Genomic DNA, 12231 nt, shown 5'->3' on the forward strand with positions numbered 1-12231 from the left:
CGCACCCTCTGCGACGCGGTGTCAGGAGGGGTGAACCCGAGTGCGCTCAGGCCGTAGGGTGGGGGAGTGCTCGACCTCACCGATGAACTGAGCCCCGTCCAGGGCACCGCCGCGGTCGCCCCCGAGTGGGAGGATCCCGGCCGATACTGGCCCCGACTCTCGGCCGCCACGGGCCATCTGCCCGCCCCGGTCGCGGTGATCGACCGGGAGGCCCTCCGCTACAACGCGATGGATCTCCTCGTGCGGTCGGGCGGTCTGCCCATCCGCGTCGCCTCCAAGTCGGTGCGGGTGCGGGAGGTGCTGGATGCCGTACTGCGGCTGCCGGGCTTCCGGGGCATCCTCGCGTTCACGCTGGAGGAGGCGCTGTGGCTCGCCGAGACGCACGACGACATCGTCCTCGGCTACCCGACGGTCGACCGCGCCGCCCTGGAGCGGCTCGTCGCCGATGAGGCCGCGGCCCGACGGATCACCCTCATGGTGGACGATCTGGTGCACCTCGACCTCATCGACAGTATCGCCGGGCCGGGCTCTCGTCCCGAGCTGCGTGTCGCGATCGACGTCGATGCCTCGTGGCGCTCGCCGCTGCTGGGGCACATCGGCGTGCGGCGTTCGGCCCTGTTCTCCGCGGGTGAGGTGGCCGCGTTCGCGAGGAAGGTCGCGGCCCGTCCGGGGTTCCGGCTCGTCGGCCTGCAGATGTACGACGCGCAGATCGCCGGTCAGGGGGACGACGCGGGTCCGGACGCCCCGCTCATCCGTCTCGTGCAGTCGCGCTCGCGGGAGGAGCTGCGCGAGCGCCGGGCGGCGATCGCCGCGGCGGTCAGCGCCGTCGCACCCCTGGAATTCCTCAACGGGGGCGGCACCGGGTCGCTCGAGTTCACGGGCAGCGACGAGTCGCTGACCGAGGCGAGCGCGGGAAGCGGGCTGCTCGGCGGGCATCTGTTCGATGGCTACCGCTCGTTCCGGCCCGCGCCGGCCGCCGCGTTCGCGTTCGACGTCGTGCGGCGCCCGGCGGCCGACATCGCGACCGTGCTCGGCGGTGGCTGGATCGCCTCCGGGCCCGCGGTGGCCTCGCGGCAGCCGCTCCCGGTGTGGCCGGCGGATCTCCGCACGCTGCCTCGGGAGGCCGCGGGCGAGGTGCAGACCCCCCTCCGCGGGCCGAACGCCGCGACGCTCGGCGTGGGCGATCGGGTCTGGTTCCGCCACGCGAAGAGCGGCGAGCCGGCCGAGCGGATCGACCGCTATCACCTGGTGTCGGGCGACGAGGTCATCGACGAGCTGCCGACGTACCGCGGCGAGGGGAAGGCGTTCCTGTGACGCGCATCGGCGGCACCTGGCAGAACTGGGGCCGCTCGGCGTCGGTGCGTCCCGTCCGCGTCGAGCGCCCGCGCAGCCCCGAGGGCGTGCAGCGCGCCGTGCGGGCCGCCGCGAAGCAGGGCCTGACGATCAAGGCGGTCGGCGCCGGCCACAGCTTCACCGGGATCGCCGTCGCCCCCGGCGTGCTGCTCGAACTGGACGACCTGCAGGGGCTCGTGTCCGCAGACGCCGCATCCGGACGTGTGAGCCTCCTCGCCGGTACCCGCCTGCACCGGATCCCCGGGCTGCTCGCGCCGTACGGCCTGGCGATGCAGAACCTCGGCGACATCGACCGGCAGTCGATCTCCGGGGCCATCTCGACCGGCACGCACGGAACCGGTGCGACGTTCGGCGGGCTCGCGACCCAGGTCGTCGGCGTCACGCTGATCACGGCCGCGGGCGAGTTCCTCCGGATCGACGAGCAGCACCAGCCCGAACTTCTGCCCGCGGTGGCCGTGGGTCTCGGGGCTCTGGGCATCATCGTCGAAGTGACGCTGCAGTGCGTCCCGTCGTTCGTCCTGCACGCGATCGACGAGCCCGTGCCGCTCGACGACGTGCTGTCGTCCGTGCACGAGCGTGTCGCCGCGTCCGACCACTTCGAGTTCTACTGGTTCCCGCACACCGACGTCGCCCTCACCAAGCGGCAGACGCGGCTTCCGGAGTCGACGGTCCGCAAGCCGCTGCCCGTCGTGGGCCGGTGGGTGGACGAGAGTCTGCTCTCCAACGGCGTGTACCGCGTGGTGTGTGCGGCCGGTCAGCTGGTGCCGGCGGTCACGCCGCCGTTCAGCCGCCTGGCCGTCCGGCTCACGGGCGATCGCGAGTACACCGATCTGTCGCACCGGGTGCTCACCCAGAGCCGCACGGTGCGGTTCCGCGAGATGGAGTACGCGATCCCCGCGGACGCGGTCGTCCCCGCCTTCCGCGCGGTGCAGCAGCTGATCGCGGACCGCGGCTGGCGGATCGAGTTCCCGATCGAGGTGCGTTTCGCCGCCGCGGACGACCGCTGGCTCTCCACGGCACACGGGCGCGCCAGCGCCTACATCGCCGTGCATCGCTATTGGCGCGCCGATCCCACGGCGTACTTCGAGGCCGTGGAGCGGATCATGAGGGAGCACGGTGGCCGGCCGCACTGGGGGAAGCTGCACACGCAGGACGCGGAGTCGCTGCGCGCGGTGTACCCGCGGTTCGACGACTTCGTGGGGCTGCGGGACCGGCTCGACCCCGAACGGCGCTTCACCAACCGCTACCTGGACCGGGTGCTCGGCGCGTGATGCGGCCGGCGGCTGACGCGCCCAGTCCACGCGCAGCCTGCGCGTCTAGGATGAGAGAAACACGAGGAAGGGTGGGGCTCTGATGGAATGGCTCGTGCCGGTACTGATCGTCGTCGGGGTGATCCTGCTCGTCGGCATCTATCTCTGGGCCACATACAACTCGCTCGTGCAGCTCAACGTGCGCGTGGACGAGGCGTGGAGCGGCATCACGGTTCAGCTCAAGCGCCGAGCGGACCTCATCCCCAACCTGATCGAGACCGTCAAGGGCTACGCCTCGCACGAGAAGGCCGTGTTCGAGAACGTCACGCGGGCGCGTGCCGAGACCCTCACCGCGAGCGGCCCCGGTGAGGCCGGCATCGCCGAGGGACACCTCCAGCAGGCGCTGCGCAGCCTGTTCGCCGTGGCGGAGGCCTATCCGCAGTTGCAGGCGAGCCAGAACTACCTCCAGCTGCAGCAGTCGCTGGTCGACACGGAAGACAAGATCCAGGCGGCTCGACGCTTCTACAACGGCGGCGTGCGCGAGCTGAACACCAAGATCAAGGTCTTCCCCAACAATCTCTTCGCGAAGGGCCTGGGTTTCACCGAGCGCGAGTTCTTCGAGGTCGCCGACAGCGGCGCGATCTCCGAGCCCCCGCGCGTGCAGTTCTGACGCACGCGCTCACCACACCGTCAGCCGCAGCCCCTCCGCGGTGAAATCGACGTCGCCCCGCAGACTCCAGTCGTCGGTGCGGTAGGTGGTGGTGCGGGGCGCTCCGTCCTGTCCCGTCCCGGTCACGGTGGCGACGAGCACGCCGCCTGCCGCGGTGAAGCCGTCCGTCATGAGCGTGACGGTGGGCTGCTGCTCGATCCGATACCGGACCTCGCTCACGTCGCGGAACTCGAGCCCCCACGGGAGCCGGATGCCGCAGCCCGGGGGCGGAGAGGGCGCCGGAGTCGTGCACGCCGTCAGGTGGTCGTCGAGGTGCTGTTGCGCGGCCTCCGTGGCCTCGGGTCGAAGGGAGGCGTCCACCTCGACCGCGGTCGTCTCGCCGGGAAGCACCGTGACCTCGCTGGTCCCCTCGAGCAGAGCGGCCGGGGCCGCCGCGACCGCGTAGGTGCCCGGCAGCAGGACGGTCTCGTCGCCGGCGGGGAGCGTCGCTGCGCCGATCGCGACCGCGGTGCCGGCCGTCGTGCTCGGTGTGACCGCACCGAGCCACGAGCCGTCCACGACCCAGCGACCGTTCACCGCGCTCATCGACAGGGTCGCGTCGTGCTCCTCACCGCCGAGTCGGAAGGACACCTCGACGCGCCGGTTCTCGCCGGTCCCGTGGGTCCCGGTCACGGCGGGCCGGGCGATGCGTTCGGTCGCCCCATCGAGCGCCGCGAGCGCCGTCGCGCTGACCTCCGCGCCCGTCGCCTCGACCGCCTTCGGGTCGCCCGACTCCACCGCGTGCAGGTAGGCGAGGGCCGCCTCATCCGGTGACGGCGACCGCAGCGACGCGAACACGATCCAGCCTCCGACGGCGGCCACCACGACCGCCGCGGCGATCGCCGCCGCCCACCGGAGGCGCCTGCTCACGCCGCGCCCTCCCGCTCGTGCACGTGCCGCCGCACCGGTGCCCCGTCGCTCGTCGCCAGGGCGTCGTGCAGCGCGGAGGTGGCATCTCCCCAGCCCGACACCGACACGTGCTCGAGCCCCTGCCACGCGGCGGCGAGCCGCAGTTCCCGCGCGATCGCCTCCGCGTCGTCGGGCCGTGCCTGCGGCTCCCACCACGCCGACTGCACCTGCAGCGTGGAGCCGGCGCGCTCGGCCTTGAGGTCGACCCGCGCCACGATGCGGTCGCCCACCAGGACCGGGAGGGAGTAGTAGCCGTAACGGCGCTTGGCCGCCGGCACGTAGATCTCGATGCGGTAGTCGAGCTCGAAGGCGCGGAGCGCGCGCTCGCGGAACCACACCACGGGGTCGAACGGCGTGAGGATCGCGGCCGCCTCGACGCGGCGGGGGAGAACGGCATCGCGGTGGCGCCACGCGGGGAGCGGGCGACCGGCGCGTTCCCATCCCCGCACGCGCACCGGCAGCAGCTCGCCCGTGTCCTCCAGCTCGGCGATCGCCCTGCCGATGGTGGCGCGGTCTCGGATGCGGTAGTAGTCCGCGAGGTCGGACGTGGTCGCCACGCCGCTCGAGCGGGCCGCGCGGCGGATGAGCTCGCGGATCGCGTCGTCGCGGGAGACGTCGCGCGCGCGGATGTGCTCCGGGATGACGTGCTCCGCCAGGGCGTACGTGCGCTCGAAGCCGCGCCGCCCGCTGACGGCCACGTCTCCCGTGCGCCACAGGTGCTCGAGGGCGAGCTTGACCTCGTCCCAGTCCCACCATGTGCCGCGCTCGCGGGGAGCGTCGGCGCGCAGGTCGGCGGGGCGGAGCGGGCCACGGTCGCGCAGTTCCGCCTGCACCCACGCGACCGTGCGGGCGTTGGTGCTGAGCCACGAGTCCTCGCCGGCCCAGCGATGGCGGAACGCGTCCATGCGGAACCGCCAGAGCGGCCAGTCCTCGACCGGGATGAACGTGGCCTCGTGAGCGAGGTACTCGACGTAGTGCGTGGTGCGCGACAGGAAGAGCCGGTCGAGCAGGGCCGGATCGTACGCGCCGAGCCGGGAGAACAGCGGCAGGTAGTGCGACCGGGCGAACACGTTGACCGAGTCGATCTGCAGCACTCCGAGCCGCTCCATCACGCGGTGCAGGTGGCGGTTGGAGACGGCAGCGGGTCGCGCGCGTGTGAACCCCTGCGCGGCGAGTGCCATGCGGCGTGCCTGCGCGGAGCTGAGGGAGTCGGTCACGCCGCCAGCGTAACGCCGGTGTCGGACATCTCTCTCGCGGGGTAGATGCGCCGAGCGGCATACCGCATGACCGTAGACTGAGGCGATGAGCGAGGACCAGCGACCCCGGCTGCGCGATCTGTTCCGTCCGCGCCCCGTGTCCACCGACCGGACCGTGACCACCGAGGCCGACGAGGCCGTGCCTCTGCCGCTGCGCATCACCGCGAGCTACGCCTGGCGCCTGTTGCTGATCGCGGCAGCCATCGGCGTCTTCATCTGGCTCGTGATGCTGCTGAAGCTCCTCGTCATCCCGCTCATGGTCGCGATCCTCATCACGGCGCTGCTGTGGCCGGCCTTCTCGTGGATGCTGCGGCGCGGCGTGCCGCGCTGGCTCGCGATCGCGATCTCGCTGATCGGCACGGTCGCGATCGTCACGGGTCTCATGTGGCTCGTGGTGTGGCAGGTCAGGGAGCAGCTGCCCGACGTCCAGCAGCGCACCACCGAGGCGTTCGATCAGTTCCAGGTCTGGCTGCACGACGGGCCGCTGAACCTCTCCGACACCCAGATCGCCGACTATCTCCAGCAGGGTCTCGACCTCATCTCCGAACAGGCGCAACTGCTGTGGACCGGCGCCCTCGCGATCGGCACGACCGTCGGTCACGTGGCCACGGGCGCGTTGCTGGCGCTGTTCATCCTCATCTGCCTGCTCGCGGATGGCGCCGGCATCTGGCGCTGGACGCTCAAGGTCTTCCCGCGTCGCGCTCGTCCCGCGGTCGACGGGGCCGCGCGCAACGGCTGGGCGACCATCGTCAACTACGCCCGCACGCAGCTGTTCGTGGCGACGATCGACGCGATCGGCATCGGACTCGGCGCGTTCCTGCTCCAGGTGCCGCTCGCGCTTCCGGTCGCCGTGCTCGTCTTCCTCGGCTCGTTCATCCCGATCGTGGGTGCGGTCGTCACCGGCGCCGTCGCGGTGTTCCTCGCGCTCGTCTACAACGGCCCGTGGATCGCGCTGTGGATGCTGGTGGTCGTCCTGGCGGTGCAGCAGATCGAGGGACACATCCTGCAGCCGATCATGATGGGCTCGGCCGTCAAGGTGCACCCGCTCGCCGTCGTGCTCGTGGTCGCGGGTGGAGCGATGATCGCGGGTATCCCCGGCGCCCTGTTCGCCGTACCGCTGGCGGCGTTCGTGAACGTCGCCGCGGTCACCATCAGCTCGGGCTCGTGGCGCACCGGCGTCGGTCCGAGCGGAGACCTGATCTGGAGCACAGTCCCGCGACAGCGGACACGGAGGAATCGATGAGCCAAGTCCCCAGCCTGACCGAGTTCGAGCACGCCGCTCAGAGTCTGGCTGAGGTGATTTCGCACACGCCGACCCTGCCCTCCCGGGCCCTCTCCGACGCCCTCGGCGCTCCCGTGCTGCTGAAGATGGAGAACCTGCAGCGCACCGGGTCGTTCAAGATCCGCGGTGCGGCGTACCGGCTCTCCCGGCTCAGCGCGGAGGAGCGCTCGCGCGGCGTCGTCGCGGCATCGGCGGGCAACCACGCGCAGGGGGTCGCGCTGGCCGCCCAGGCGCTCGGCATCCCCGCCACGATCTTCATGCCGCTGGGCGTGCCGGTGCCCAAGCTCCTCGCCACGCGCGGCTACGGTGCCGAGGTCGTGCTGGAGGGCGAGACGGTGGCGACCTCGCTGCGCCTGGCCGCGGAGTTCTCCGAGCGCACCGGGGCCGTGCTCATCCACCCGTTCGACCACCGCGACGTCGTGATCGGTCAGGGCACGCTCGGCCTCGAACTGCTCGCCGACGCGCCCGAGGTCGACACGGTCGTGCTCGGCATCGGCGGCGGCGGCCTCATCGCGGGCGTCGCGGCGGCGGTCAAGGCGCGCGCGGCGGAGCTCGGCCGCACCGTCCGGGTGATCGGGGTGCAGGCCGAGAACGCCGCTGCCGTGCCGCCGTCGCTGGAGGCGGGGGAGCCGGTCGACATCGTCACGCGGCCGACCATCGCCGACGGGATCCTGGTCGCGCGTCCGGGCGACGTGCCCTTCGGGATCATCCGCGATCTCGTGGACGAGGTCGTGACGGTGTCCGACGACGACCTGGCGCGCGCGATCGTCCTGCTGCTGGAGCAGGCGAAGGTGGTCGTGGAGCCGGCGGGGGCCGCGGGGGTCGCGGCGATCCTCGCGGGCAAGGTGTCGCCGAACGGCACGACCATGGCCGTCCTGTCCGGCGGCAACATCGACCCGCTCCTGCTGCAGCGCGTCGTGGCCCACGGCCTCGCCGCCTCGGGGCGCTACCTCACGATCCGGATCCCTCTGCCGGACCGGCCGGGCCAGCTCGCCCGCGTGTCGGAGCTGATCGCCGAGGCGGGAGCGAACGTCATCGAGGCCATGCACACCCGGCACGGCCACGGTCTCCAGATCAGCGACGTCATCCTCGAGCTGAGCGTGGAGACGCGCGGACCGGAGCACTCCGAGCACACGCTCGACACGCTGCGGCGCGCGGGCTTCGCCCCCCTCGTCGTGCTCGACTGAGCCACCCGCGCACACGACAGCGCCCCTCGTCCGTGTGGACGAGGGGCGCTGTGTCGTTCGCGGGGGGCTCAGCCCGTGTAGGTCTCGACGTTGACGATCTCGACGCTGATGGCGCGACCGTTCGGCGCCTCGTACGACGACTTCTCGCCGACCTTGAGGCCCAGGATGGCCTGTCCGAGCGGGCTCGCCTCGCTGTAGACGTCGAGGTCGCTGCCCGCCGCGATCTCGCGGCTGCCCAGCAGGAAGACCTCTTCGCCGCCGGCCACGACCGCGGTGACGACCGTACCGGGCTCGACGATGCCGCGGCTGGCGGGCGCCTCGCCGACCTTCGCGGTCTTCAGCAGGCTCTCCAGGGTGCGGATGCGCGCCTCCTGCTTGCCCTGCTCGTCCTTCGCGGCATGGTAGCCGCCGTTCTCCTTGAGGTCGCCCTCCTCGCGCGCGGCCTCGATGCGCTTGGCGATCTCGTCGCGGCCGACGGTGGAGAGGTGCTCCAGCTCGGCGACGAGCCGGTCGTACGCTTCCTGCGTGAGGAACGGAACCTGAGCGTCCGTGGACATGACGAAGCTCCTTCTATCGGGATCCCGCCGAGCAACCGCGGGGGATATGCCAAGACGCCCCGGCACGGGCCGGGGCGTCGTCTGTCTGCCCCCAGTCTAGGCGACCCAGCAGGTGTTCACCAAACCTGTCGTGGCCTCCGCGACCGTGGGGATGCGCTCCGAACGGGTCTGCGAGTGACGATCCGTGGCGGGGAGTTCGACGACCTTCCAGCCGACCACCCCGAACTCCTCGTCGAGCGCCTCGAGCACGCAGACGACGTCCTTGCCCTGCACGCCGGTCACCTGGAAGCGCACGTCGACCGCGTGCTCGTCGACGAGCTCGAAGCCCAGGTCGTCGGCGTCGACGGAGCTCATCGACTGCGCGACCGTCATCCAGGCGAAGGCGCCGACGACGACCAGGGCGATCGCTCCGGCGATGATCCAGGGGAGCCGGCGGCGTCGGGTGCGGCCGTAGCGTTCGTCGAGCTCGGTGGCGGTCGTCACAGGGAGGGTCTTCCGGTCGTTAGGCTGGTGATACCAGGTTATGCGACCTGCGTACGAAAGGCCGATTCATGCGTGCTCTGTCCGAGACTCCGATGCCCACGCCCTCCATGACCGTGGCGCCGGAGGCCGTGACCCCGGGGTTCGTCGGCTTCGCCGCGATCGTCGTGGTGGTCCTCGCGGTCATCCTGCTCATCTGGGACATGAACCGCCGCATCCGCCGCGTGCGGTATCGCGAAGAGGTGCGCGAGGAACTGGATGCCGAGCAGGCCGCGCAGGCGGCGCAGGCCGGACCCGACGCGGACGACGCGTCGACCGCGGCGCCGGAGGACGCGAGTGACGACGGGCGACCGGACGGCCGCTGACGCCTCACTGCGGCGTCACGGGGCGCCGAGCGAGGGGGAGAGCGGCTCCAGCGCGATGAGCAGGCACGCGGTCCAGTGGCACAGGAACGCCAGCACCGTGCACACGTGGAAGATCTCGTGGAAGCCGAAATGGCCGGGCCACGGATTGGGCTTCTTCAGCGCGTAGACGATCGCCCCGCCCGTGTAGAGCAGGCCGCCGACGATCACCAGCACCATCATCGCCACGTTCGCGTTGAGCAGGTCGACGATGTACATCACCGCCGCCCACCCCAGCAGCAGGTAGAGCGCGACATACAGCCACCGGGGCGCGTTGATCCAGAAGACGCGGAACAGGATCCCGAGGAGGGCCCCGCTCCACACGAGGATCAGCAGGAGCGCGCCCTTGTCCGGGGGAAGGGCGAGCGTCGCGATCGGCGTGTACGTGCCGGCGATGAGCAGCAGGATGTTCGCGTGATCGATGCGCTTGAGGATCACCTTGACCCGCGGCCGCCAGTTGAAGCGGTGGTACATCGCCGAGTTGCCGAACAGCAGCAGCGACGTGGCCATGAAGACTGCCGCGGCCCACTTGGCCGGCGCGCCGTGCGACAGGACGATCAGCACCACGCCGGCCGCGATCGCCACGGGGAACGTGCCCGCATGGATCCACCCGCGCCAGGTGGGCTTGATCTCGGTCGCCGCATCGGCGGCAGCCGCCTCGAGGAGCGGCAGTTTGGGGACATCGGTGCCGGGCTCGTCGGAAGTGCTCACGCCCTCACTCTAAGCCGCGTCGCATGCCGTCGACGGCACATGCCCGCGGGATCCGCACGCCGCGCGCCGGCGCACGGCAGGGTAGCGTAGGTGGGTGATGTCACGCGAGAGCCCGGGCCGCGGGCCGCTGTACCGGCTGTACACCAGCCGGCTGCGTCGTCACCTCGATCCGGCCTCCGTTCCGCACCACGTGGCCATGATGATCGACGGCAACCGTCGTTGGGCGCGCCAGCTCGGCTTCGCCACCCCGGCGGAGGGACACCGCGCCGGTGCCGCCAAGATGCACGAGTTCCTCGGCTGGTGCGACGAGCTCGGCGTGCGGGTCGTCTCCCTCTACCTGCTCTCCAGCGACAACCTGCGCAAGCGCGACTCGGCGGAGCTCGCGGATCTCATCGAGATCATCGCCGAGCTCGCGGAGGCGCTGTCGCAGGAGGGCAACTGGCGGGTGCAGCACGTGGGCCGCTCCGACATCCTTCCCGCGGAGCTCGCGGCCGTCCTCGCCGCTGCGGAAGAGCGTACGAAGGACCACACCGGGCTCCATGTGAACCTCGCGGTCGGATACGGCGGTCGTAACGAGATCGTCGACGCGGTGCGCAGCATCATCACGAAGCACGAGGCCTCCGGCGGCACGATGGAAGACCTCGCCGCACACCTCACGCCCGAGATGATCGGCGAGCACCTCTACACGGGCGGGCAGCCCGATCCCGATCTCGTGATCCGCACCAGCGGAGAGCAGCGTCTGAGCGACTTCCTGCTGTGGCAGAGCGCGCACAGCGAGTTCTACTTCGTGGAGGCGCTCGGCCCCGATCTGCGCCAGGTCGACTTCCTCCGCGCGATCCGCGACTATGCCGACCGCGACCGCCGCTTCGGTCGCTGAGGCCGTGGCACCGCACCGTGCCACAATGACGACGTGAGCGCACTCGAGGACTACGTCGGCACGTTCGACACCGAACCCGGCTATCTGAACTGGGCGGCCTTCGGACCCCTCTCGCCCTCGGTGCGCGAGGAGGTGTTCGCGGATGCGGATCTCCTCGCGAGCGGGCGACCGTCGTCCCTCGCGCTCGTCGCGGAGCGCATCGGCCAGGCGCAGGAGACGGTCGCGGAGCTGCTGGGAGCGGACGCCGCGGACGTCACCCTGCAGCCGTCCTCCACGCACGGGCTTCAGCACGCGCTGTACGGCCTCACCGGCACCGTCGTCGCGTCCACCGCGGAGTTCCCGAGCGTCAGCCTCACGCTGGAGCGCGCATCGGCCGCGTCGGACCGGGCCCTGACGCCGCGGTGGATCACACCCGCCGACGGCCGGGTCTCACCGGAGGCCGTGGCCGCGGCGCTGGACGACGAGGTCACCGCGCTGGCCGTCAGCCACGTCGACTTCCGGACGGGGTACCGCGTCGACCTCGCGGCGCTGCGCGACGTGCTCGGGCCCGACCGGCTGCTGATCGTGGATGCGGTCCAGTCGTTCGGCGTCGTCGACGTGGACTACACCGCAGCCGACGTGGTGATCGGCCACGGCTACAAGTGGCTCAGAGCGGCCAGGGGGAGCGGCTTCGCCTGGTTCTCTCCGCGCGCCAGAGAGCGCATCACCCCGGTCCTCTCCGGCATCACCGGCACGACGGCGACCGGGCTGGTGGTCGACGCGCTCCCCGGTCCCGCCGAGTCCGCGCGCGCCTACACCGTCAGCGTGCCCGACACCCTGGCTGCAGGGCGCCTCGCGATCGGAGCACGCGACGTGCGCGACGCCGGGGTCGCGGCGATCGAGTCGCGGCTCGCGGAGCACGTCGACACCGTGATCGAGATCGCGGACCGACACGGCATCGAGGTCGTGTCGCCGCGCGAACGCGAGCACCGCGCCGGCATCGTGGCCCTCGCGCCCGAGGAGCCCGCGCGACTCGCCGCCGCCCTCGCGAACGCCGGCATCGTCGTGACCGCCCGCGGATCGTCGATCCGGATCGCGCCCCACGCCGGGACCGACGCCGAGACGCTCCGCCTGCTGGACGAGACCCTGCAGGCGTTCGGCCAGACGACGTTCATCAGCTCTTAATATTCGCTGGCGTGTCGAGCCCGTGTTAATCCGGGGAGCGGTCGTACGGTCAAGGCATCGGGCAAGGCGCCCGGTCGGGTCGGCCTCCAGGTTCG

13 protein-coding genes are annotated in these 12231 nt (G+C 71.5%); 8 read left to right on the plus strand and 5 right to left on the minus strand.

Annotation, left to right across the window (positions count from 1 at the left end):
* Positions 1-66 precede the first annotated feature (66 nt).
* The 3 genes from ACWH95_RS10780 (at position 67) to ACWH95_RS10790 (ending at position 3273) form a co-directional block, all read left to right on the plus strand.
* The gene (locus tag ACWH95_RS10780) at positions 67-1314 is read left to right on the plus strand and encodes an alanine racemase (RefSeq protein ID WP_378803549.1); all 1248 of its coding nucleotides are present in this window, start codon (positions 67-69) and stop codon (positions 1312-1314) included.
* A complete protein-coding gene (locus ACWH95_RS10785) occupies positions 1311-2624 on the plus strand; it encodes a D-arabinono-1,4-lactone oxidase (RefSeq protein ID WP_247638548.1) in 1314 nt (437 codons plus the stop codon). The genes ACWH95_RS10780 and ACWH95_RS10785 overlap by 4 nt, the downstream gene beginning before the upstream one ends.
* Positions 2625-2706: 82 nt before the next feature.
* On the plus strand, positions 2707-3273 hold the full coding sequence (locus tag ACWH95_RS10790) for a LemA family protein (RefSeq protein WP_136033446.1): 567 nt from the start codon (positions 2707-2709) through the stop codon (positions 3271-3273).
* Positions 3274-3282: 9 nt separating this feature from the next.
* Here ACWH95_RS10790 and ACWH95_RS10795 read toward each other — a convergent pair whose 3' ends face one another.
* Together ACWH95_RS10795 and ACWH95_RS10800 are read right to left on the minus strand one after the other, a co-directional pair.
* Complete coding sequence (locus ACWH95_RS10795; protein ID WP_247638549.1) at positions 3283-4182, minus strand: hypothetical protein; 900 nt, start codon at positions 4180-4182, stop codon at positions 3283-3285.
* Positions 4179-5438, minus strand: coding sequence for a winged helix-turn-helix domain-containing protein (locus ACWH95_RS10800; RefSeq protein WP_247638550.1), 1260 nt, complete (start codon positions 5436-5438; stop codon positions 4179-4181). Before ACWH95_RS10800 ends, ACWH95_RS10795 begins: the two co-directional genes overlap by 4 nt.
* An 85-nt stretch (positions 5439-5523) precedes the next feature.
* Between ACWH95_RS10800 and ACWH95_RS10805 the strand changes: the two genes are divergently transcribed.
* Together ACWH95_RS10805 and ilvA are read left to right on the plus strand one after the other, a co-directional pair.
* The gene (locus ACWH95_RS10805; protein WP_136033452.1) at positions 5524-6720 is read left to right on the plus strand and encodes an AI-2E family transporter; all 1197 of its coding nucleotides are present in this window, start codon (positions 5524-5526) and stop codon (positions 6718-6720) included.
* A complete protein-coding gene (ilvA, locus tag ACWH95_RS10810) occupies positions 6717-7946 on the plus strand; it encodes a threonine ammonia-lyase (RefSeq protein WP_136036902.1) in 1230 nt (409 codons plus the stop codon). The genes ACWH95_RS10805 and ilvA overlap by 4 nt, the downstream gene beginning before the upstream one ends.
* Before the next feature lie 68 nt (positions 7947-8014).
* Here ilvA and greA read toward each other — a convergent pair whose 3' ends face one another.
* Together greA and ACWH95_RS10820 are read right to left on the minus strand one after the other, a co-directional pair.
* Positions 8015-8503, minus strand: coding sequence for a transcription elongation factor GreA (gene greA, locus ACWH95_RS10815; RefSeq protein ID WP_136033456.1), 489 nt, complete (start codon positions 8501-8503; stop codon positions 8015-8017).
* A gap of 96 nt (positions 8504-8599) precedes the next feature.
* On the minus strand, positions 8600-8986 hold the full coding sequence (locus tag ACWH95_RS10820; RefSeq protein ID WP_136033458.1) for a DUF4307 domain-containing protein: 387 nt from the start codon (positions 8984-8986) through the stop codon (positions 8600-8602).
* Between the two features lie 92 nt (positions 8987-9078).
* On the opposite strand from ACWH95_RS10820, the gene ACWH95_RS10825 reads away from it, so the two are divergent.
* Complete coding sequence (locus tag ACWH95_RS10825; protein ID WP_308194352.1) at positions 9079-9348, plus strand: hypothetical protein; 270 nt, start codon at positions 9079-9081, stop codon at positions 9346-9348.
* 15 nt (positions 9349-9363) lie between these two features.
* Here ACWH95_RS10825 and trhA read toward each other — a convergent pair whose 3' ends face one another.
* Complete coding sequence (gene trhA, locus ACWH95_RS10830; protein WP_136033462.1) at positions 9364-10095, minus strand: PAQR family membrane homeostasis protein TrhA; 732 nt, start codon at positions 10093-10095, stop codon at positions 9364-9366.
* A 97-nt stretch (positions 10096-10192) separates the two neighbouring features.
* Between trhA and ACWH95_RS10835 the strand changes: the two genes are divergently transcribed.
* Positions 10193-10972, plus strand: coding sequence for an isoprenyl transferase (locus ACWH95_RS10835; protein ID WP_136036906.1), 780 nt, complete (start codon positions 10193-10195; stop codon positions 10970-10972).
* A 33-nt stretch (positions 10973-11005) separates the two neighbouring features.
* A complete protein-coding gene (locus ACWH95_RS10840) occupies positions 11006-12136 on the plus strand; it encodes an aminotransferase class V-fold PLP-dependent enzyme (RefSeq protein WP_454120638.1) in 1131 nt (376 codons plus the stop codon).
* Positions 12137-12231 lie beyond the last annotated feature (95 nt).

The sequence above is a fragment of the Microbacterium sp. NPDC055502 genome, from assembly GCF_053643635.1.